The sequence below is a fragment of the Flavobacterium sp. CFBP9031 genome, from assembly GCF_034044945.1.
Taxonomy (GTDB): Bacteria; Bacteroidota; Bacteroidia; order Flavobacteriales; family Flavobacteriaceae; genus Flavobacterium.
This window is the reverse complement of the sequence record NZ_JAXCWF010000011.1, coordinates 167,831-189,588: the sequence shown is the minus strand read 5'-3', so window position 1 is coordinate 189,588 and position 21,758 is coordinate 167,831. Positions and strand designations below refer to the sequence as shown.

General features: G+C 33.9%; 19 protein-coding genes. 2 read left to right on the top strand and 17 right to left on the bottom strand.

What is annotated here, in order from left to right; all coding sequences use genetic code 11:
- Window positions 1-57: 57 nt before the first annotated feature.
- Both SOM12_RS18595 and SOM12_RS18590 read right to left on the bottom strand, forming a co-directional pair.
- Complete coding sequence (locus SOM12_RS18595; RefSeq protein ID WP_095931663.1) at window positions 58-381, bottom strand: nuclear transport factor 2 family protein; 324 nt, start codon at window positions 379-381, stop codon at window positions 58-60.
- Between the two features lie 22 nt (window positions 382-403).
- A complete protein-coding gene (locus SOM12_RS18590; RefSeq protein WP_095931662.1) occupies window positions 404-1,186 on the bottom strand; it encodes an SDR family oxidoreductase in 783 nt (260 codons plus the stop codon).
- Window positions 1,187-1,321: 135 nt separating this feature from the next.
- Here SOM12_RS18590 and SOM12_RS18585 point away from each other — a divergent pair, with 135 nt between their 5' ends.
- Window positions 1,322-1,687, top strand: a complete 366-nt coding sequence (locus tag SOM12_RS18585) for a winged helix-turn-helix transcriptional regulator (RefSeq protein ID WP_095931661.1) — start codon at window positions 1,322-1,324, stop codon at window positions 1,685-1,687.
- 149 nt (window positions 1,688-1,836) lie between these two features.
- Here the strand turns inward: SOM12_RS18585 and SOM12_RS18580 are convergent, their stop codons facing one another.
- The 10 genes from SOM12_RS18580 to SOM12_RS18535 form a co-directional block, all read right to left on the bottom strand.
- On the bottom strand, window positions 1,837-2,121 hold the full coding sequence (locus tag SOM12_RS18580; RefSeq protein WP_095931660.1) for a hypothetical protein: 285 nt from the start codon (window positions 2,119-2,121) through the stop codon (window positions 1,837-1,839).
- Between the two features lie 74 nt (window positions 2,122-2,195).
- Window positions 2,196-2,591, bottom strand: a complete 396-nt coding sequence (locus SOM12_RS18575; RefSeq protein ID WP_095931659.1) for a hypothetical protein — start codon at window positions 2,589-2,591, stop codon at window positions 2,196-2,198.
- 116 nt (window positions 2,592-2,707) lie between these two features.
- Window positions 2,708-3,262, bottom strand: coding sequence for a YceI family protein (locus SOM12_RS18570; protein WP_172426957.1), 555 nt, complete (start codon window positions 3,260-3,262; stop codon window positions 2,708-2,710).
- A gap of 5 nt (window positions 3,263-3,267) precedes the next feature.
- Window positions 3,268-3,681, bottom strand: a complete 414-nt coding sequence (locus tag SOM12_RS18565) for a hypothetical protein (RefSeq protein ID WP_095931657.1) — start codon at window positions 3,679-3,681, stop codon at window positions 3,268-3,270.
- A 19-nt stretch (window positions 3,682-3,700) separates the two neighbouring features.
- A complete protein-coding gene (locus SOM12_RS18560; protein ID WP_095931656.1) occupies window positions 3,701-4,543 on the bottom strand; it encodes a DUF5777 family beta-barrel protein in 843 nt (280 codons plus the stop codon).
- Window positions 4,544-4,566: 23 nt separating this feature from the next.
- Window positions 4,567-4,959, bottom strand: a complete 393-nt coding sequence (locus tag SOM12_RS18555; protein ID WP_095931655.1) for an OB-fold protein — start codon at window positions 4,957-4,959, stop codon at window positions 4,567-4,569.
- 29 nt (window positions 4,960-4,988) lie between these two features.
- Window positions 4,989-5,393 (bottom strand): winged helix-turn-helix transcriptional regulator, encoded by a 405-nt coding sequence (locus SOM12_RS18550; protein WP_095931654.1) that lies wholly within the window; start codon window positions 5,391-5,393, stop codon window positions 4,989-4,991.
- A 141-nt stretch (window positions 5,394-5,534) separates the two neighbouring features.
- Entirely contained in the window at window positions 5,535-7,985 is a 2,451-nt protein-coding gene (locus SOM12_RS18545) for a TonB-dependent receptor (protein WP_320494811.1), read from the bottom strand.
- Window positions 7,986-8,069: 84 nt separating this feature from the next.
- A complete protein-coding gene (locus SOM12_RS18540) occupies window positions 8,070-8,969 on the bottom strand; it encodes a FecR family protein (protein ID WP_095931652.1) in 900 nt (299 codons plus the stop codon).
- A 50-nt stretch (window positions 8,970-9,019) separates the two neighbouring features.
- Window positions 9,020-9,535, bottom strand: coding sequence for an RNA polymerase sigma factor (locus tag SOM12_RS18535; protein ID WP_095931651.1), 516 nt, complete (start codon window positions 9,533-9,535; stop codon window positions 9,020-9,022).
- Window positions 9,536-9,732: 197 nt separating this feature from the next.
- Between SOM12_RS18535 and SOM12_RS18530 the strand changes: the two genes are divergently transcribed.
- Window positions 9,733-10,755 carry a hypothetical protein gene (locus SOM12_RS18530; protein ID WP_095931650.1) on the top strand — a complete coding sequence of 341 codons (1,023 nt, stop codon included), beginning with the start codon at window positions 9,733-9,735 and terminating at the stop codon, window positions 10,753-10,755.
- Between the two features lie 134 nt (window positions 10,756-10,889).
- On the opposite strand, the gene SOM12_RS18525 is transcribed toward SOM12_RS18530, so the two are convergent.
- The 5 genes from SOM12_RS18525 to SOM12_RS18505 form a co-directional block, all read right to left on the bottom strand.
- Window positions 10,890-11,996, bottom strand: coding sequence for a PepSY-associated TM helix domain-containing protein (locus SOM12_RS18525; protein ID WP_320494809.1), 1,107 nt, complete (start codon window positions 11,994-11,996; stop codon window positions 10,890-10,892).
- 43 nt (window positions 11,997-12,039) lie between these two features.
- Window positions 12,040-14,484: a TonB-dependent receptor gene (locus SOM12_RS18520; RefSeq protein ID WP_320494807.1), complete on the bottom strand. Its 2,445-nt coding sequence runs from the start codon at window positions 14,482-14,484 to the stop codon at window positions 12,040-12,042.
- 1,014 nt (window positions 14,485-15,498) lie between these two features.
- Window positions 15,499-16,293: a gluconate 5-dehydrogenase gene (locus SOM12_RS18515; protein WP_320494806.1), complete on the bottom strand. Its 795-nt coding sequence runs from the start codon at window positions 16,291-16,293 to the stop codon at window positions 15,499-15,501.
- Window positions 16,294-16,322: 29 nt separating this feature from the next.
- Complete coding sequence (locus SOM12_RS18510; RefSeq protein ID WP_320494805.1) at window positions 16,323-17,453, bottom strand: DUF4861 family protein; 1,131 nt, start codon at window positions 17,451-17,453, stop codon at window positions 16,323-16,325.
- A gap of 208 nt (window positions 17,454-17,661) precedes the next feature.
- Window positions 17,662-21,702: a hybrid sensor histidine kinase/response regulator transcription factor gene (locus tag SOM12_RS18505; protein WP_320494804.1), complete on the bottom strand. Its 4,041-nt coding sequence runs from the start codon at window positions 21,700-21,702 to the stop codon at window positions 17,662-17,664.
- Between the last annotated feature and the right edge of the window lie 56 nt (window positions 21,703-21,758).

Here is a 21,758-nt window from a genome sequence, read left to right as displayed (position 1 = left end):
GTTTCTTCAATTTCATGTTTTTCTCAAAATTGCCCTTTAATTACTCACTTTCTCTATTTATCCAGTCACTTTTAAATGTTGAATTTGCCCGTCAGCAATATCAAAATGAAATTGTAGTGTAATGGGGCTTCCTGGAAATGTTCCTGCGCACTCTGCAGTTAAGACACTTGCGGTTCCATTTTCAGCATATTGAAGAGGTTTCATCACTGATTTGTATTTTTTATTTGATTCGTCTATCCAATGCTGGATGTCCAGTCTTCCGTTATGCGTTTTGCCTTCATCAAATACAACAGCATTTTCGGAAAAACAGTTGGCATAGGCAGTGCTGTCGAAGCTGTTCTGTGCATTGACTAAATCTTTTATCACTTTAGGTAAGTTCATCTTTTTAATTTTTTAAAGGTTATTAGATCGTCGGTACTGTGCCACCATCGATCACAAATTCAGTTCCTGTTAAATATTTAGCTCTTGGTGAAACAAGAAATCCAACCAATTCAGCCACTTCTTCCGGTTCAGCTGGCCTGCCATAAGGTATTCCGCCCAATGCATCCATAACGCTTTGCTGCGCCTCTTCTACTGTACTGTTTGCATTTCTTGCAATCTCACCAAGAAAAGCTTTTGTCGCCCCTGTATTGATCCATCCTGGCGAAACAGTCAGTACACGCACGCCTTTTGAAGATACTTCTTTAGATAAGCCTTTGCTGTAATTAATAAGTCCAGCTTTTGCTGCAGCATAGGGGAGAGTGGAATCATACAAAGGCAATTTACCCTGAATTGAAGCTATGTGAATAATAACACCTTGTTTTTGATCTATCATTTGAGGGATAAAACCTCTGTCCAGTCGAACAGGGGCAAGCAGATTAGCCTCTAGGGTTGATACCCAATCATCATCAGTAAGTGCGCTGAAGCCGCCTGCGGGTGTGGTTGAAGAACCTAGATTATTCACAAGAATATCCAGTCTTCCGTAAGTCGACAATATTTCACTGACAACTTTTTGTGTTCCTTCAGCTTTACTCAAATCCGAAGCAATGAAATGCAGTTTGGTGTTTTCTTTTTCTGGCGCGTTTCGTGCGGTAATAATAACTGTTGCACCAGCTTGCAGCAGTCTTTCTGCAATTGCCATTCCAGTTCCTTTTGTGCCTCCTGTTACTAGGGCAATTTTGCCTGATAATTCATTTTGATAATCCATCTTATATTCGATTTAAATTTCTTTAGTACAAATTTGAGAAGTATGCAACTTTCTCACAAGTACGGAGTTACGATTCAGATAGGGATAAATTTTTCCCCTATTGTATAAATCGGAACATAGGTTTACTTTTGTTATATGTATGAAAGAAAAATAATCCCGAATCTAAACTGCGGACTTGACCTGATAGGGGAAGTTTTGTATGGCAAATGGAAAATACGTTTGCTTTGGTTTATAAATGAAGGTCATAAAAGGCCAAGTGAACTGCAGCGTAAAATTCCAGATGCTTCACGCAGGGTTCTAAATATTCAGCTGAAGGAATTAGAGGATCATGAATTGGTTTCAAAGGTCATTTATCCTGTTGTACCTCCTAAAGTAGAATACAGCCTGACAGATTTTGGAAAAACATTAATTCCTGTAATTTCAGCTATTGGCAATTGGGGAGATGAACATGAAGGACGTTTAAAAAATGTGATTTTGAAACGTTTAGAATCAAATCAGTGATTTAACAAAAACTCGTCATCACTAATATATTCGAATTATAAAGGTTTAAGCCTTTAGTCGCAAAAAAAGGTATCAAATTCACTTACTATGTATTTCAAGGATAAAATTTTGAGTTTTAGCAGCCAATTTTTAATTGCTTTCTTGAAAAGTTAATTCCATAAAATTTTATTATTTATTGCAATAAGACCTTTTATTGTAATTAAACTTTGATCAGTATCTGAATTAAGAAAAATGTAGCCTTCAGAGTTCATCAAAACTAAAACATCCAACAGTTTTGCCTGGTTTTCCCTTTCAGAAGCAATATTGTTAGTAAATTTTGAAACATTAGACACTGTTGTTACAAGCTTTGTTAGCTCTTCAAAAGTAAAGCCTATGCTATATTTCCTAGCTAGTATCCGAAGAATTTTTAGAAAAAAAACAGAAGATAGTTCCATAAATAATTCCTTTAATACTATATACGAAAATTGATTCTTTTTAGATTATTCTTATTACTCCAGTTAAATTCAATTTATACTTTTGGATAAAAATGTCTAAGAATTTGATTTGGCGTTTTAATGACTTCTTTACCGATTGCGTCAAACCATTTTACTTCTTTTGTTACTTCTGCACAGCATTCGTTTTTTGAGTTAAAAAAGCAGCTTTTAATATTGATTTTATCCTCTATATAACAATGCTTCATTTCAACTAAAAAATGTTCTGTAAACATCAGGTTTTTATGGATGATTAATTCATGATTTCCTTCCTGTAAACCTAAATGCATATAATTAAGCTTTTCTTTGGAAAAACCGTTATGAAACAAAAAATGGTATAACAATCGGATCGTATACGAGATATATGCGGTATCTTCCATAACCATATAATCATTTACATCTTCTCCGGTAACAATATAATTTTTACAGATCATTTTAATGCGATTTGAGGTTAAAAAAAGAGACCGGCGTAATAAGTTTACCGGCCTCGAGAACATTAGTCATGCTTAAAACTCTTGTAAATCTGAATAAATCCGATTCTTAAAAAGGGTTATTTAACTAATAAGAAATTGTAATTAATCTTTATTTTTTCGGCAATTTTCTTTCTGACAAGACTTGGTATTTCAATATCAAAATCTTCTGGTTTTGCTTCAAATGTGCCAATAGCATTAACTCCATTTGTAGTTTTGGAAATTTTTACAATCACAGAGACTGGTTTTGTTTTTCCGTGAATAGTAAGATCTCCTTTTAATGTGAAATTTTTAGGAGAACTTGTAATTTTTGAACTATCAAAATCTTCAATTTTGCCTTTGAAAGTCGCTTTTGGAAATTTTTCAGATTCCATATAATTTTCATTAAAGTGCTCTTCCATCAGCGCTACTTTAAACCGAAAACCTTTTATAAGCACCAAGCTGGCAAAATCTCCTGTTGTCTGATCCAGAACAGCTGAAACTGATTTGCTTTCGGCTGCAACTTCTTCGTAAGTAGGCATAGAGGCCTGAAATTTTATATTTCCTGTTTTTGTAATCAGTTTTTGTGCAAACCCGTCGTTATTCGCAATTATAATAAGCAGTAGCGCAAAGAAATTAATAAATGATTTTTTCATAATAATTAATTTTCTTTTAGACCATCGGTGTTCCATTTTACTATTAGATCAATATTAGCCTGAGCCATTCTTCCACCTTGAGGCATAAGTCCCTGCTGGCCGCTTTGAAGCTGGATTCTGCCTAATAAACCAGCATTTTCTACTGCTGCTTTTACTTGCGCATAAGTAGTTAATGGTCTAAAAGATGCCGATCTTCCGCTGGAGTGGCAGCTTATGCAATTGGCATCAATAATAGATTTTACATCTTTGCTATAAGTAGCCGCAGTAGGAGTTGTCGGGTCAGTTGGATTCGTTGGTGTAGTTGGGGTTGTGGGTGTAGTCGGAGTTGTTGGTGTTCCTTCGATATCTTGAACGGTGTCAGAATCACTGCAGCTTGCAAATGCCGCGAGTAAAATGGTAAGTACGATTGTTTTTTTCATGATTTATTGTTTTTAATTGTTAGAAAACTCTGTATAGATTAAAGCCAAAGAAGAAATCCCCTTTACCCCAGTCGCCAGAGGCATTGGTAAGATATCCGCTCTCACTCATAGATTGTGAATTGGTAAAGATTAATTGAAAAACGTGTCCGCCTGTTTCCACATCAAGACCTACAGACAACGGATTTTTATAAAAGTCAGGTTTATCAAAATTGTGCATATATTCTAAATTGACAGATAATCTTTTCGTGATTTTATAGCGTCCACCACCACCAAAAGAAAACTGATTGTCTCTTTCGATATCAGGATTGTAAAGGTTTTTGTGTATAAAGGACGGTACTAATTCTAATGAGAATTTTTCACTGATTTTTCTAGATAGTAAAACCTGTTGTACATACGTCATACGATGTTTAAACTCTAAACCAGGATATTGGTCTTTTTCTAAAAAAGTATTGATATCTGCAACACTGTACCCAACAATGTCCAGCGGAAAATTATCGTTTTGTCTTGCTACCCGATATTTCAATCCGGTTTCATACATTTTATTTAAAGTATGTCTCGAAAGGCTGACCGATAACCAATCTGTAACACCGTAGATTCCTCCGAGTTTTGTGGTTGCATTGTCAAGTCCAAAAAAACTGTCAAAACCATCTTTTACAGTGCCAAAACGATGCGAAACCACAAAATAAAATTCTTTTTTAGCAGGCATTTTTGTGGTCTGTAAGGTTACCAGCTGTAAAGCTTTAAATGTAGCTGTAGAATAGCTTTCTTCTGTTTGTGTAGAATCAAGACTCTTCAATAAATCATCCTGAGAGTAAGCCAGTGTAACTAAAAACAGGCAGAACGGAACTAAAATTTTCTTCATAAATTAATTATTAATTTTTTGGTTTATTTAACTGTGCATTGGTCTATTTTGACTTCCATAAACAATTCGTCATATCCAATGCATTTGCCTTTAATTGTGGTTTTATTATTGATCATTTTGTCTTTTAGTTTTTCTTTGAAAAGACAGAAAACACTATTTTCAAGTATCAATGAAGAATCGGTTTCTTTGGTTGCAAGGCCCGTTATTTCAATAGTTTTGTTGAGGTATATTGAATCTGCATTTTTTGGGTCTTCGTTATAATCTTCAAGCAGTTTTTTTGCCGTTAAACTAAAATCTGGCGTTTCTGATTCTATATTTCGGGCTTCTTTAAAGATAATTCCATAATAAAAGTAGACGCCGGCAGAAACCATCAGGAGTAATATTGAAGCTACAATTGCTGTTTTTTTTCTTTTCATATTTGGTTTGTATTGGTAATAGATAATAATCAGTCAGCGATTTTGTTAATTTGATAGCTTTCGTCCCGTATTTTTTTTCGATGCTGTAGGCCAAAATCCCGTAATGATTTGATAATAGGCTCAAGTGATGAACTGTAATCGGTTAATTGATATTCGGTTTTAGCGCGGCTTTGACCATCTATTTTCTTTTCAACAAATCCGTTTAGTTCCATTTCTTTAAGTTCATCAGCTAAAACTTTGGATGTGATTTTCTGCACTTCTTTTTGAATTTCAGAAAACCGTTTGTTACCTTCCATAAGCGTAAGGACTATTGAGATTCTCCATTTTCCGTTAATAATGTAAAGAGCATCCATGATGGGTACTATTTCAGATTTGCATTTTGATGCAAATCTGATCTGCCGTTTATTAGATGTTGAATTTTCTGATGTATTCATATTTTAAAACTGTCTCAAATCAAATGATGATTCTATAGTGAAACAGCCTTAGTAAAGATTACCCTACCAAAGAATTGTGATTTTTTGAAAAAAAAATAAAAATGTATAATGAGAGCCTAAAAAACTCTTGTAGAAACGATATTAAAATGAAATTCTAAAACTCAGATTTGGAGTTCTTTGGAGTGAAAAAGTATCCACTTCTTCTATAGAATTTGTTAAAGAATTTATTCTATAATATTCGCTGATTTCATTTCTTCTGTTTAGTATATTTAGGATTGAGATTCCTATTTTGTATTGAATTCCATCTGCGGTTTCCCACTTGTACGTTGAGGAAAGATTAACCTGAGAAAACATATTTAGATTACTGTCGTTTGGTTTATTGTAAACCAGTACAGGATCAGAAAGATCAATTTGAGATAAATTTGGAGATGTTTTTGGTCTTCCAGAAGTCCATTTTGTTCCTAAAGCAATCTTGAAATTGTTTTTCTCATAAATTGCGGCCCAAGACAAAGAGTGTGTCAGCTCAAAGTTGTTGGGAAAACGAGGGTATTCATAATTCGGAAAATTATAATTGTTTTCATTGTAAGTATAACTTAACCACGTAAGAAAGTGGTTTATTTTTTTCTGAACTAGGATTTCTGTTCCCCAAATTTCATAATCGCCTGTGGTTCTAATAAATTCAAGCTGATTCTGAAAACCTTGGCTGGAGGTTGTTATTCCGGTTACTTTTTTATAAAAGTTTTCGATGTCCAAAAGCCAGTTGTTCTTTTGATAGAACAAGTTTAAAGATAACTGTCTGCTTCTTTGAATAGGAATTGTGCCGTTATTCGAGATAATCCAGCGTCTTTTTTCGATGCCAAAATAATCTTTCTGCAAATCAATAATCTGCTGGGAGTTTTGACTTTTGAGTTCGCCGAGAAGTTCTAAAGTTACACTTTTACTAAGTCCGTAAGCCAATTGGATTCTAGGCTCTACGATATATTTTTTGAATTTTTCAATATAATTAAGCCGCATTCCACCTTTAAAATATACTCGGGAAATGGTATCATTGTATTTACCTTCTACAATTAAAGCATGAGTTCGTAATACGTCTTTTACTTTACGATAAAAATCAGGATTAGTTACCTGCTCTAAATTAGTAATGCCAATTTCATTAAATTGATATCCGTCGCTGAAACTAAATTTAGAGTTTAGGATATGATTATTTTCTAAATTAACGCCATTGTTGTTTACGGTATTTTCCTGAATAACAGTCTGGTTTTCGTAAATTGATTTTTGATCGGCTAGAAGTTCGTACGAAGAATTATAAACATTAATTTTGGTTGTGTTAAATTTATTCCAGTTTCTTTTCCATAACAAATTCGCACCGTAGTTCTGTTGGCGTAAAACATTGGTTTGCGATTTGTTTATATTGTATGAAGCAGCACTTTTAGTAACTTCCAGATTATCCTTTATCGTTATTAAATCAAGTGTGATTTGATCTTTGATCCCTATTTTTTGCGCGTATTTTACTGTAGCGTCATAAAAGCCAAATTTTTTATCACTTTTATAATTAAGATTTTGGTTCTGCGAAAAATCGGTAATGGTAGTATTTTGAAATACTTTATTGAAATATTCTTTATAAGTAGGAGTTTCTACAAAATCGGTAATCGATTTGCGTGCCGAAATTTCGATATAACTTTTTTTAGAAAGATTATATTTTCCATAAACATCAGCATTAATCATGTTGATTCCCGCGCTAAAAGAGTTTTTTTCTGCTTTTTCTGGAGTAGAAGAAATCGAGACTATACTTGAAACGCTTTCTCCATAAAAGGCAGAACTTCCGTTTTTATAGATGGAAATGGTATGCCCAAGATTTGGATTGAAAACGGATATCAAACCAAAAAAATGCCCTGTTTGAAACATACGTATTCCATTCCACAAAAATAAATTCTGATCGTGTGTACCACCGCGAACGTTGATACTTGATACACTTTCATCCAAACTGTTTACACCTGGAATCTGCTGCATAGTCTGCAGCGCATCGGGTTCAATAAGGCCGGGAAGTATACCAAATTTTTTCGGCTTAATTTCAAGAGATCCATCAGTGTTTTTAGAAATCCCCGAAGCCAAAATAGCATTGGTTTTAATTTCGTGCAATTCTGTAATTTCAGGGTCTAGCAGGATTTGAATGCAATCTTTAACCTTTGTATTTCCTGCCGTAATTCTCTTTGAGGCAAAACCAATATGACTAATTATAAAATTGTTTTTATCCTCTTTATTAAACTCAAAATAACCTTCAGAATCAGTTGTATAGTGAGTTTTATTATTTAAACTAACATTGGCATTTTCAATAGGCTTTTTATCTATGGAAGATAAAACATAGCCACAAATCATTTTAGAAATAGTATCCTTTTTATAGATATTGATGAATTTATTGCCTATATTTTCAAAAGACAAATGTGTTCTTCTTTCGAGATATTCCAATTTTTGTTCTAATGAAAATGATTTCTTGGGAGGATTTAATTCGAGACCTTCAATATTATCTTCGGTATAATTAAAGTTTACGCCATGTTGTTCTTCAATATCAATTATTATTTTTTTAAAAGGCATAACCTTTCCTTTGTCTTGAGCAAAAATATTCAGGACAAGAAAAAAGAGAAAAAACAAAAAATGAAATTGTTTGGGGCGGAACATTTATTTTTCGTTAAAAATTATTTTGTTGTTAGAAACTTTTCTAGCTTCTAAATGATAAGTCGTACTAATAATCTGCAAAGCTGTATTGAGATCTTTTGCAGGCAGTTTTCCTGTAAACAGAGAGATAGTATCTTTGGCGTTTAAATCGATTTTAATATTGTATTGCCTTTCAACTTCATCTAAAATAGTTCGTATGTTTTCTTTATAGAAACAGATTTGGTTATCCATCCATTCTGGCTGTGATGAATTTACAGTGCTTTTTGCCTCTTTTCCATTTTCAAATCGAACACTTTGTCCGTGAGTTAATAAAACTTGAATGTTGTTATAATTTACTTTGACACGGCCTTCATAACACACAACATCAAACCTGTTCTTTCTGGCTTTAACGTTAAATTGCGTTCCTAAAACCGTTACTTTTCCAAGATTGGTCTGCACTTCAAATTTTCTGCCTTTTGCAACTTTAAAATAAGCTTCTCCTTTAAGTTCCAAATGTCTGTTGTTGTTCCAATTCCACTTTTTATAGTGTATTTCAGAACCTGAATTTAAAACCACTTCAGAATTATCGGGTAATGAAAAAGCGGTCTTTTTTCCAAAATTGGCAGTTTCTGTTTGAGGCACAAAAACTTTCATCGCAAACGTAATTCCAAGAGCGAGAACGAATATGGCGGCAGCTCTAAACATCCATTTTTTATATAAAGGAATTACTTTTGGCGCTGTTTTTTTCTGGCTTAAAATATTCGATAACATAGCATTTTCATCCAAATCGCCTGTTTCTAGATGAGCGGTATAGTTTTTTATCTTTTGGTATTTTTCAAAATCGGGGCTTGCCTCAAATGCGGCCAATTCATCCGGAGATAATTCGTCGTTGAGCCATTTTGCCAATAAGCGATCTTTTTTCATTTTATCGTATTATTTAATTAAAACAATTAGAATTAAATTTACCCTACTTTTTATAAGTCAATTTCTTTACGTAAGCTTAACAGGGCCAAATGGATGCGTTTTTCTACTGCCTTTACGCTAATGTTGAGCTCTAAGGCAATTTCACTGTATTTTTTGCCATCAATTCTGTGCATCAAAAAGGCAGTGCGTTGTTTTTCGTTTAAGTTTTCGATGGCTTTTAAAAGTTTAGCCTGAAATTGTTTTTCTTCCAGAAGATATTCCGGACTCTCATTGGTCTTATCCAAACCAGTGAAGTTTTTTTCATATTTCAAAACCACTTTCTGGTGTGCAATCTGGTTGAGACTGCTGTTATTGGCAATGGTGTAAAGGTATGATTTTGCTTTTTCTAAAGGTACAGAAGCGCAGTTCTGCCAAAGCTTTACAAATGCTTCTTGGGTTATATCTTCTGCTTGTTCTGCGTTTCCAAATTTGTAAAAAAGAAAATTCCGAAGTGCTTTTACATGACTTTTGAAGAAAGACGAAAAAATGATTTCATCACAAGTATTAGATTGGTTTTGATCTGGCATTTAGAGTTTCAATTTTTTCAGCGTAAAAGTATTTGTTTTTAATTTAAGTAGGGTAAAAGTAGAGATGATTGTTTTATAGAAGAATAAAATGCTATTGGTTTTTGATAATTTAGTATAGATGAAAATTATCAAGCCTTGCTGTAGGTTATTAAAAAACAGTTTGTTTTAAAATTTATTACCTTTGTAAAAATATAAATATGTTCCTTTTGAAAAAATATTTATCAATTGCAGTTTTCCTATTTTTACTGTTTTCCTGTCAAAGTGAAGTAGACGAGCAAAACAATAATTCGCAGGGAACCATTACTACTGTTTCTCCGCTTACAACTTATTTGCAAAGGGTTGCTATGGTTAGAACTGTACAGGATAATATGATTGACGGATCTAGTTATTGTACTATAAAACTCCCTTATACCGTTACAGTAAATAATGAGCAGATTGCAGTAAACGCAACTGCCGATTATCAAAAAGTTTTGGATAATATCAACGCAAGCAATTATGATGATGATATTGTAAAAATAGATTTTCCTGTAACGATGGTATATTATAATTACATCGAAAAACTGATTCCAAATCAGGCAGATTTTGATTCTTTAATCGATTATTGGAATCTCTATCCAGATCTTTTATCCAAAATCAACGGTCTGAATATCAATTATCCCATCACAATCAACAGCTATAACAGCCTCAATCAAGCAGCGAGTTCTCAATTAATAGTAAGCGATCAGGCCTTTTTTAATTTTATAAAAAATTTAAATGAAAGCCAGTATATCTCTCTAAAATATCCTATCACAATTGCAGATTACAATAATCAGACAAAAACGATTTCAAATAATGAGGATTTCGAAAACGCTATTAAATATGCCATAGATTATTGCCCAGAAAATAACCTTGTGACACTAGATTTTGACGCAACCATTGCAAAAGGTTCTTGGGAAATACCTTATTTTTACGATGGTGCTGTAAAGACTTCAAATTACAGCGACTATACATTTGTATTTAAAACCGATCAATCTGTAGTTGCCACCAAAAGTGGGGTTTCAGAAACGGGACAGTGGGAAAGTTCTGTTCAAAATGGTGTCAGAGAAGTTAAAGTAATTTTCAATACAGGAGTGCTTTCTAAATTAAATTTCAACTGGAAGCTGTTTGAATTTAATAATTCTCAGATACGATTACGAGATATAAATGCAACAACTAATTATCTCTATTTTCAAAAAAAGTAAATCTCCAAGTCCACTTTTTTGTTTTACTTAGGGATTTATAAATTGCTAACTATGTTTGTTTTAAATAAGCGAAACGCCTTTTTTAAGTATCTCAATTCTATGTTTCTATGTGTTTAAATATAATACCAAGAACATCACTTTTTTTTCTTTCTTCCCAACCAGATAAGAAGTCCTGTAATGGGTAATGTTGCCGCAAATAAACAAACAATAAAAGCTAGAATTTTGGTTGGATAGCCATAAATGCTTCCTGTATGAATTGGGTAAATTAAGCGTCGTGCTTTATCGCCATTGCTAAAGGATTCATAAGGTCTTATTTTCAAAAGTTTACCTGTGTATTTGTCAAAATAAGCCATACTTGAAATATTCGGAATAGATTTTTCAAGATTCAATTTAATAACCATAATACTGTTTATGGTATCAGATGGGATTCTAATCTGCGTATCTCCTTTGTATTTATAAATGTTTTCTGTTTTTGAAAGTATGTTTTGATAGAAAAAAGTTTTATCCAGTTTTGGATCCACTTTTGTCGGATTTTCAACTTTAGCCGAAGTTTTTTTTGCTGTTCCATCTGCCAGTAAATAGATACCGCTTTCAAACCATTTGAAAGACCAGGTCAATCCAGTCAAGGATATGATCAGAAGAAATAGAAAGCTGTAGAAACCAAAATTAGAATGAAAATCCCAATTGACCCTTTTAAAAGAAGCATTCCATTTTATGGTCAATCTCTGCTTTAAGTTTTTTATTTTTTTTGGCCACCATAAAATTAGTCCCGAAAGCAACATAAAAATAAAAATAAGACAGCTGCAGCCTGTAATAAATTTTCCCACTTCTCCTAGGATCAAATGACGATGCAGATCTAGTATTACAGAGAAAAACCTGCTTTTTTCAGGAATGGTTGCCAGTACTTTTCCTGTATACGAATCTACGGAGAAAATCTGATCTTTTTTATCAGCATCTGTTCCAGAAATAATTACTGTTCTTGCTGGATCTTGATACGTTTGAATTCGGTCTAATTCTGTAATGCGATATTGTTTTGCAATAGAATTAACGTAAAGATCAACAGGCATTTTTTGGATTCCAATATTCGAAATTTTATAAAATTCAGGATTAATAAAAGCGTCGATTTCTTCTTCAAAAACTAAAATGCTTCCGGTAAGGGCTACAATAAATACAATAAGCCCGGACGTTAGTCCGAGCCATAAATGTAAAACTCCAATGTTTTTTTTAAATGTCTTATTCATGTAAAGAGGCAGTAAAAAATATTTTCAATATAATTAAAGCTTTTTAAAAGGAGTAACCAAGAGTTAAAAGCCAATTTGAAGGAGCGCCAGGGAACAAACGGATATAATCATACCCTCCAACCCAATAGGTTTTGTTTAGAATATTATTCGCGTTCAGCTGAATTTTAAATTTATTGATATTGTAATAAAAAGCAGCATTAAACAAGGTATATCCAGGAAGAGTTTCTGTAGTAGTCTGGCTCATAGTACGCGTTGTTGCAAAATTAGATCCCATTGCAATTCCAAAATCTTTTAAAGCGCCATTAGTAAAATTATAACGAGTCCAGATGTTACCTTGTTGTCTTGGAGTATTTGCTTTTTGTCTTCCAACTTCAACTTCAATCGGACTTTCTGTAATATAAGCTTCATTATAACTGTAAGCGGCAGAAATACTCCAGTTGCGCGTAATATTTCCATTCAAATCAAATTCGATACCTTTAGATTCTTCTTCACCAATAGATCTCATTAAATCGGGATTTGACGGATCATTAGCAGGATATAACGTGTTTTTTTGCTGTATTTTGAATAACGCAACAGTCACAAAAAGTTTTTCTTTGAACCAAGAAGATTTCCCTCCAAATTCAACCATATTACTCTCTAACGGATTAAATGGACCTCCCGAATTTGGATTTGCCAGAGTAGACGCCGTTTGAGGATTATATCCCTGAACATAAGTTCCGTAGAGGTTAATGTTTGGGTTAAGTGTATAAGTAAGGCCAAAACGAGGTAAAAACGAATGCTGTTTTACTTTTGTTTCTGTGGCTTTTTTGTAATTTACTTTATCTGAATATTCGTCGTAACGGATACCAATTAAAGCCTGAAAAGCGCCAAATTTAATATGGTCTTGAATATAAATTCCGTACAATGAATAATAGGTTGGATCTACCTGGCGAGCCACATAAAAATATTTGCTCATATCTTTTAATTGCTGCGATGCAAATGGATTGCTCAAATCAAAATGAGCTACGTTTGGCACTGGATTTCCTTTCGGATCCAACAAATAATTGGCTTTATTTGCAGGATTATAAGTCGCGATAAAGCCATTATTGGCCGCATTTCTATAACCACTTGCAGTTAATTGTGAACCTCCTACAGGAACCTCCTCTTGAGCATAATCAAATCCTGCAATTAAATTATGGTCTAAAGCTCCCGTTTTAGCCTCATATTTGAAGAAAGTGGAAAGATTATCAATATAACGCTTGCGTTTACGTTGAAAAACCTGCATTTCAATTGCGGTTGGAATTGTCGATCCGTCTCCAGCAGAAGCATATTTATTGGCACCACGGTGCTCTAAGAGATCCTCATTATAGCCCGTTCTGATATACGATCCTGAAAAAGATAAGCGATCTGAAAACTGGTGGTTTAAAGAAGTGGTAACGATATAGGTTTCCTCCTTTAAATAATCGTTTGTTGAGTTTAACGAATTTGAAGTTTTTGTGGAATAGAGGTTGTCTTCGTAAGTAGACTGTCCGCGATCTAGATTTCCATTTGAGCTACTGTAGATTAAATCAAAATTCACGCTTGTTTTATCATTCGGAAGAAAAGAAAGGGAAGGAGCTACCACAATATTCTTATCATATTGCAGATCTCTGAATGAGTTGGCATTTTCATAACCTAAATTCAAACGGTATAAAAGTGATTTATCTTCGGTTAATGGCCCAGTAAAATCGGCTAAAGCTCTTAAAGTATTAAAACTTCCAGTAGAAAAACTCACACTGTTTGCGGCTTGGTCTAATGGTTTTTTGGTTACACGATTTAAAACTCCTCCAGGAGAAGCATTCCCAAATAGAGCAGAGGATGGTCCTTTTAAAACTTCAACACGCTCCAGATAGTTTGCTAGAGGCTGTTTCCAAAATCCGGTGGATGTTCGCATGCCATTTAGTAATTGCGTATTGCTTCCTCCGTTTATTCTAAAACCTCTAATGGAGATATCGTCATAAAAAGTAAATTGGCTTACACCGCTGAAATTTTTCACGACTTCGCCCACACGAATTGCTCCCTGATCGGCTATTAATTCTTTAGTAGCATACGAAACTGCTTGCGGTAAATCCTTCAAAGCGATTTCTGTTTTAGCTCCGATAAAAGATTTGGTATTTCGATAGGATTTTTCTTTTCGTCCAGTAATTTCTACAGTTTGCAACGTATTGATGTTTTCTTTTAAAGTAATGGAAATATCAAGATTTTCATTTTCATGAAGTTCAACGTTTTTTTGTTCTGCTGTAAACCCCATCGCAGAGAAGTAGATGATATAGTTTCCAGGAGAAAGATTTGTAATTTCAAAATTTCCCTTGTCATCAGAAACAGCATTCTTTTTAGGACTTTTAATTGATATAGAAGCGTAAGAGACGACTTCGTTATTTTCGGAAATAATTTTCCCGGTAATTTTGGCATCTTGCGCCAGACCAATATTTATAAAGGCGAGCAGCAGTAAAGAGAAATTTAACTTCATGGCGGTTATTTATTTTACGCTGCAAATTTATGTTTATTTAGATCGAATACAAATAATATTATTTAAATATATATTTATAATGGTTTTAAAGGTTATTACCAATCTGATTTTTATCATCTCTAATGTTCAAATTTTTATCAGCTTTTAGAATAGAATAGTAACGGGGAATGAAAAGTTTTTTAATTGTTAACTTTTTTGTTTTTAATGTTTTAAGTTGTTTTTTAATGAAGGTGTTCCTTATTCTATTTTTAAATTTTTAAAGAAATTATTTTTCGAATTTTTAGAAAGTAAATGTTCAGATAGTGGCTAAAAGAAGTTACCTGTAGGTAAGTGAATTTATTTTTGAAAGAGTGTACTCCTTTAAAAGACATAGTGTATAAAATGTATTTCTTACTAGAGTTGAACGGGCAATGAAGAAAGTGCACCGATTCTGCACCTTTAATTTTGTGAGCTTTTAAAAATATTGAAAATAGGCTTAAAACGAAAAAACCTGCAAATCGTTGAATTTGCAGGTCTTCAGACATTTTTTATGGCTTTTTGAAAAGATTGAAAACTTTAAGTTTTGTGCCTTTTCGGCCTTTCCGTGGGGAGAGCAGGATTCGAACTTTATCGCTGAAGTCCTGTCTATACTAGGTTTTATAAAATGTCTTTGCCGAAAGTGCACCGATTCTGCACCCAAATTCAAATTTTTTCTACTTCAATATTAAATCATTCACGAAATTTTAAATACTAACTAACTACTGGCTGTAGTATTATTCTTTCTGTATAACAAATATATTAAAAATACTGAATACTTACGATTAAAAAATGTTTTTAATCGCTCTGCCATCTGAAACTCAATCTAGAAGAGCTTAATTTGAATAAATAGAGTACCATTTGAAGAGTTATACGCCACGATTCTGCCACAAAATTTTAGAATTGAATCATTAAAAAATACCTTAGCTTTTGTGGCAAAATGGGAGGCATCTCCAACGTTACTTTTATCAAGATAATTTAATTTTAATCTCGGAAAATTTATTCTTCGTTAGATGGTTTTCCTATGGTCGCCAAAATTCCACCATCAACATATACAATATGCCCGTTTACAAAATCACTTGCTTTTGAACTTAAAAATATGGCAGCACCTTGCAAATCTTCAGGATCTCCCCAACGGCCGGCAGGTGTTCTTCCCATAATAAATTCGTTGAATGGATGCCCGTTTACACGAATGGGAGCCGTCTGGCTTGTAGCGAAATATCCTGGACCAATTCCGTTAGTCTGAATATTAAATTTCGCCCATTCTGTAGCCATGTTTTTGGTCAGCATTTTTAGACCGCCTTTTGCCGAGGCGTAAGCACTTACAGAATCTCTTCCTAATTCGCTCATCATCGAACACATGTTTATGATTTTTCCTGCTCTGCGTTCAATCATTCCTTTAGCCACATTTTTTGAAACAATAAAAGGCCCTGTTAAATCCACTTTTATTACAGCTTCAAAATCGGCAACTTCCATTTCAATTATAGGAGTCCTTTTGATAATTCCTGCGTTATTGATCAAAATATCGATTGGACCAACTTCAGATTCTATTTTGTTGATTGCATTAATCACGGCAGTCTCATCGGTTACATCGAACAGATATCCGTAAGCTTCGATTCCTTCAGCTTTGTATTCAGCTATGGCGTTATCAACTGCTTCCTGCGACGAATGATCGTTTACCACAATTTTTGCACCTGCATGCCCAAGACCTTTGGCCATTGCCATTCCCAGACCATGAACTCCTCCTGTAATAAGTGCTGTTTTTCCCTTTAAATCGAATAAATTAATTGACATTTTTTTAGTTTTTGGTTATTAGTAAATTTTTATTTTATGCTGATAATCAATGGGCTTTGAAGCTCCTGATTAAAATGATCTAAATAATCCTGCCATTGTTTTGAACTGGTAATTTGACCTGCTTTATCCCAAGCTGCTCCTGAATAATATACAATTGGTTCATTATTTTTAACTGAGGTCTTAGATAGGAGCTGTTCCTTATCAACCCACATCTTACTTACTGGTGTTGTTAGAATAGAACCAACAGCTGTAGTTCCGTCTTTATCAAAAGTTGGTTCCCAATAAGCCATAATTCCCTGCTGTTCATTTAATGCAATCACACCTGCTTTTTCACGTTTTATGATTCCAACTACAACAGGCATTGGTTTGTTATCTTCGAAAGTAAAGATGTTTTCGATTCGGTTTAATTGAGAACCGGCATCAATCGAAATAATTTTGGTATTTTTTACTTTAATGCCGCCAGCGTTCCAGGAATCGTAATTCAATTGAAAAGTAGAGCGTAGAGGACCGTTGTCTAAAATTTTCCAATAATGATAATTACCAGAATAACGAATCGTATCCTTTACGAACGGAGCCATATTTCCAGCGCCCAATGTAAAACCTACATGATAATAATCTAATCCGTCTCCGTGATCAATATGATAGTCATCACGTTTATAGCGGTCGTTCACTACTAATTTATTGGTTCTTTTTACCCAGACATCATAGCCATAAGCGTCTCCTTCGGTTTTTTCTAATGCTTTTCCATAAGTACGAAAAGCAATTTTATCATTTTCCCACGCAAAATCATCTTTACGTTCCGGTACATAGCGCGCATAAGTTTTAGACGTAAATATTTCAGGTTTTCCTTTTTGAATAATTAGTGTAAGTGAAGATTTTGCCTTAAGATCAACTTGTATTAATAAATTTTGAACAGCGGTATTACCGCGATGTTCTAACTGAAAAGGAATCTGTTTTTTTGTTTTAAAATCAATTACGATAAAATTTGAAGTATCTATTTTAGGATACGAGGAAAGTACTGTCTGCCATTTTACAGCCACCAAAGTTTCTTTTCTTTCTAAAACCGAATTGTTTTGAATTGTTACTGTCGCTTTTGTCTGCCCAGTAGAAATTAGAGGCAGGAAGAAAGTGAATAAAAGGAATGTTTTTATTAATTTCATAAATGTGTTTTTTTATAATTTCCGAAAAGACATAGTTCTAGCTTCTCGATTCTAAATGAGTTTGTTATTTAGACGAGTTTTTTAATTCTCAGAATTGAATTTGTAATTGATCTTAGTCGTTTAAAGACTTTATTTTAGCTGGTTTTGTTAAGAATAGCGATTGCAGTTTTTCATTAAATAGTTATTTGTTGTGTTGTTTCTAGTTTAGTTAACCTTTCGATTCGTCTAGACTGGCTAAATATTCGCTTGGCATGCAGCCATAATGCTGCTTGAATGCAGTAGAGAAATAAGACGGCGAGTTAAAACCACACATATAAGTGATTTGTGCAATCGTATAACGTTTACTCTGCATCAGTTCAACCGCTTTTTTAAAGCGGATTCTTTTAATGAAGTCCATTGCTGATTCGCCTGTTATAGCTTTCAATTTCAAATAAAGATTCGATCTGCTCATGCCGATTTCTTTACTGAACTGATCTACCGAAAATTCAGAATCAGCTAGATGGTCTTCTACAATTTGAATGGCTTGCTTTAAAAATTCTTCGTCAAGGGTATTAAATGCAATATTCTCAGGTACCATTTCTTTACCAACAGAATAATACTCTTTTAATCGTTTGCGAGAACGGAGCAGATTTGTAATTTTTGCCGCCAGTAACGGAGTCGAAAATGGTTTTGTAATATAATCATCGGCGCCCATTTCAATACCTTTTAGCTGCTGGCTGGTTTCATTTCTTGCTGTCAAAAGCATTAACGGAATATGAGAGGTATTAATGTTCTGCTTCACTTTTTTACAAAAATGCAAACCATCGAGTTCCGGCATCATGACATCGCTGATAATAAGATCAAACGGCTGAATTTCTAGAAGATCCAACGCCATTTGTCCGTTGTAAGCTGTTGTAACTTCATATATTTTGCTGAAATATTCCTGCAGATAATCTAAGATCTCCTTGTTATCATCTACAATAAGCAGTTTAATGGGCTGATCTCTTTCTGTTATTTCATTTTCTTCTTCTAATGCTGTGTCTTCGTCAAGTTCATTATCTGAAATTATAGACAATTCGTAAAGTGAACTTTCGACTTGCTGATCATTCCTGTAAACCTGATCTGAAATCGGAATGGTTACGGTAAAAGTACTTCCTTCCTCCACGGTGCTTTCTGCCATAATTTCGCCATGATGCAATTCTACTAAACGTTTTGTAAAAGCCAAACCAACACCGGAACCCAAATTCATTTCGCGATTGTTTACCTGATAAAAACGATCAAATACTTTGGATAGATCTGCTTCGCTAATTCCGACCCCCGTGTCAGCGACCTTTATTTGTACCGTATCATTATTCTTTAGTAGTTCAACATGAATGCTTTGACCCGTTTTAGTATATTTGAAGGCATTAGATAAAAGATTAAATAAGATTTTTTCCATAGCATCTTTATCAAAATAAAATAGAAGCTGCGGTTCTGCCGAATGATAGGAATATTGAATACCATTTTTCTCTGAAAGCGGTTTGAAGGATTCAAAAATTTCTTTTGTAAAACTTACAATATCGCCTTTGCCCACTTTAAGCTGTCGCGTTCCCATTTCAGTTTTTCTAAATTCAAAAAGCTGATCCACCAAATTGTAAAGCCTTTTGGCATTGATAAACATTAATTCGTGTTTCTTTTTTGAAACTTTATCTGCAGAAGGCATTTTTAATAATTCTTCCAGTGGAGCTAAAATCAGCGTTAAAGGCGTTCTTAATTCATGAGAAACATTGGTAAAAAAATCCATTTTTACCTGATTGATATAGCTTACTCTCTCTTTGTCAATTCGTTCCAGCTTTAACTGCTGAACAGCTTTTATTCTTTCTCTTATAATTCTAAAACCAATGTATGCAGCAGTACCGACTATTGCTAGTAATAATAATGAAAACCAGATTGTTTTATACCAAGGCGGGAGAATCCCGATTTTTAAGCTTCTAACGGTGCTCATTTCACCATTAGGCCCAATGGCTTTAATTTGAAAGTTATAATTTCCTGCGGGTAAATTACTGTAGCTGACCTTTAATTCATCTGTACGCTGCCAGTCTTTATCAATTCCTTCTAATTTATAGTAATAGTAAGTTCTGTTAGAAGAAATATAATTGAACGTATTGAAAAAGATAGTGAACTGCTTGTATTCTGGTCCAATTTCTATTTCATCTGTCTGGTCAATATGCTCTTCCAAAATACCTGTTTCATCGCCCACTGCAACAGTTTTATTTAATACTTCTAAAGCGGTAAAACTTAGTTTTAGCGGAAGCGCCTTCTGTTTAACCATTGATGGATAGAAATACGAAATCCCTTTTATGCCGCCAAAAAGCAGCATCCCGTCTTTTGCTTTATAAAAAGCATAATCATTGAATTGTTTGTTCTGTAAACCATCACTTTCATCAAAAGCCTGAACCGAATCTTTGTCGGGATTAAATTTAATTAAGCCGTTGTTGGTTGAAATCCAAAGGTTGCCGTCGTCATCTGGAATTATGCCGTAAATTGTTTCTTTAACGAAATCTTTTCTGGTTTTAAAACTGATAAAAGATTCCTGGTTTTCATCATATAAACGCAAACCTTCTCTTGTTCCAATCCAGATACGGTGTTTTTGATCTTCTGTAATACAATTTACAATGTCATCACTTAATTTTCCGTGCCCGATGTTTCCAAATAAAAAGGTTTCAGGATAGAAAAGGGTTACTCCGTTTGTGGTTCCAATCCAGATCCGATGCTTGCTGTCTTCAAACAAAAATGTAATATCGTCTGATGTTGGCCGTTTTCCAGCTTTATCTAAATGAATGTGTGTAAAGGTTTTGGTCTCAGGATGAAACTGATCTAAACCCGATCTTGTTCCAACCCAGATTCGTTTTTTAGAATCTTTTAAGATGCTGTAAACCAAATTTCCTGCAATACTGCCGGGATCATTTTCATTATGCAGGAATCGCTGTACAAGGCCGCCGTTCGGATTCAGTAGATTCAATCCGCCGTTGTGCGTACCAATCAATACATTTCCATTATCATCAAATTCGATGGCTTTAATATTATTAGAACTTAAACTGTTTGGATTATTTTCGCTGTTAGAAAAATAGGTAATCGTATTGGCATTTTTATTCCAGTAATTCAGTCCTTTATCGTTGCTTCCAATCCAGAAATTGCCTTTTGCATCCTGTTTAATAACACCAATTACTTCATCGTTTAAAGACGGTTTTCCTGAGTTTTGACTTAAAAGATTGAACTTAATGTCGTTTTTATGATAATAATTTAAACCTCCGTAGTACGTTCCAAGCCAAATTCCGTTTTGTTTGTCTTTAAAAAAGCATCGGACAGAGTTTTGGCTTATTGTATAAGGCTGTGATATTTGATGGTAATAATTGGTGAATGAATTGTTTTTTTGATTAAAAATACTAAGCCCTTTAAAAGTTCCCAGCCAGATATTGCCTTCTGTATCTTTTCCGACACATCTTACATTATTATCAGCAATGCTGCTAGTTGCAGTATTGTGAAGCAAAGAAACAATCTGACCATTTTGAGAGTTGTACTGAATTAGACCATCGCCTTCAGTAGCCACCCATAATTTCTTTCCATCAGTATAAACATCATTGATATAAGGTTTTTTTGCTCCTAAATCAATTTTAGTTAATTGATGTGTATTGGTGTTTAATTTAAAAAGACCAACATCTGTACCTAATATAATTTGCTGCTGCCAAATTCCAATGTCGGCTATTTTTTTAATTTCATGAGAAGAAGCGTTGAATTTGATTGTAGCAAAATTTGAAGTTTGGGGAAGCAATACGAATACGTCTCCTGTTATAGAACTTGCCCAAATTCTATGCTCTTTATCTTCGGTTATAGAAGAGATATACCATTCGCCAATACTACGGGGAAGCGGGTAATTTGTAAAGCTGTCTGTATTATAATTGTAAACACTGATGCCTTGATTGCCGCCAACCCATAACTGCCCTTTATGGTCTGTAAAAAGACTTCTGATATAATAAGACTGCAGACTGTTTTTGACATTCTTTAATGGTCGATATACTTTAAAACCTTTACTGTCATAACGGTTTAATCCGTCCTGAGTTCCAATCCAGATAAAACCCAGTGAATCCTGCTGAATAGCAAAAACAGAACTTTGCGACAAGCCCTTATCGACCGAAATATTTCGGAAATATCGATCCTGAACTTGTGCATAGCTTTTGGCTGCGAAAAGAAGAATGCAGAAAAAGGCAGTAATAGCAGTCTTTTTTTTCATGAAGTGATATTGTAATTATTTTTTGTTTTTTTTTAAAATTTCTTCTATTAAAGAAA

Bases quoted from the DNA above. Each gene is read 5' to 3' on its own strand.
- SOM12_RS18575 (WP_095931659.1), bottom strand. From the start codon at position 2,591: ATGATCTGTAAAAATTATATTGTTACCGGAGAAGATGTAAATGATTAT.
- SOM12_RS18535 (WP_095931651.1), bottom strand. From the start codon at position 9,535: ATGCCAGATCAAAACCAATCTAATACTTGTGATGAAATCATTTTTTCG.
- SOM12_RS18540 (WP_095931652.1), bottom strand. From the start codon at position 8,969: ATGAAAAAAGATCGCTTATTGGCAAAATGGCTCAACGACGAATTATCT.
- SOM12_RS18545 (WP_320494811.1), bottom strand. From the start codon at position 7,985: ATGCCTTTTAAAAAAATAATAATTGATATTGAAGAACAACATGGCGTA.
- SOM12_RS18570 (WP_172426957.1), bottom strand. From the start codon at position 3,262: ATGAAAAAATCATTTATTAATTTCTTTGCGCTACTGCTTATTATAATT.
- SOM12_RS18585 (WP_095931661.1), top strand. From the start codon at position 1,322: ATGTATGAAAGAAAAATAATCCCGAATCTAAACTGCGGACTTGACCTG.
- SOM12_RS18580 (WP_095931660.1), bottom strand. From the start codon at position 2,121: ATGGAACTATCTTCTGTTTTTTTTCTAAAAATTCTTCGGATACTAGCT.
- SOM12_RS18595 (WP_095931663.1), bottom strand. From the start codon at position 381: ATGAACTTACCTAAAGTGATAAAAGATTTAGTCAATGCACAGAACAGC.
- SOM12_RS18530 (WP_095931650.1), top strand. From the start codon at position 9,733: ATGTTCCTTTTGAAAAAATATTTATCAATTGCAGTTTTCCTATTTTTA.
- SOM12_RS18555 (WP_095931655.1), bottom strand. From the start codon at position 4,959: ATGAAAAGAAAAAAAACAGCAATTGTAGCTTCAATATTACTCCTGATG.
- SOM12_RS18590 (WP_095931662.1), bottom strand. From the start codon at position 1,186: ATGGATTATCAAAATGAATTATCAGGCAAAATTGCCCTAGTAACAGGA.
- SOM12_RS18565 (WP_095931657.1), bottom strand. From the start codon at position 3,681: ATGAAAAAAACAATCGTACTTACCATTTTACTCGCGGCATTTGCAAGC.
- SOM12_RS18520 (WP_320494807.1), bottom strand. From the start codon at position 14,484: ATGAAGTTAAATTTCTCTTTACTGCTGCTCGCCTTTATAAATATTGGT.
- SOM12_RS18550 (WP_095931654.1), bottom strand. From the start codon at position 5,393: ATGAATACATCAGAAAATTCAACATCTAATAAACGGCAGATCAGATTT.
- SOM12_RS18525 (WP_320494809.1), bottom strand. From the start codon at position 11,996: ATGAATAAGACATTTAAAAAAAACATTGGAGTTTTACATTTATGGCTC.
- SOM12_RS18505 (WP_320494804.1), bottom strand. From the start codon at position 21,702: ATGAAAAAAAAGACTGCTATTACTGCCTTTTTCTGCATTCTTCTTTTC.
- SOM12_RS18560 (WP_095931656.1), bottom strand. From the start codon at position 4,543: ATGAAGAAAATTTTAGTTCCGTTCTGCCTGTTTTTAGTTACACTGGCT.
- SOM12_RS18510 (WP_320494805.1), bottom strand. From the start codon at position 17,453: ATGAAATTAATAAAAACATTCCTTTTATTCACTTTCTTCCTGCCTCTA.
- SOM12_RS18515 (WP_320494806.1), bottom strand. From the start codon at position 16,293: ATGTCAATTAATTTATTCGATTTAAAGGGAAAAACAGCACTTATTACA.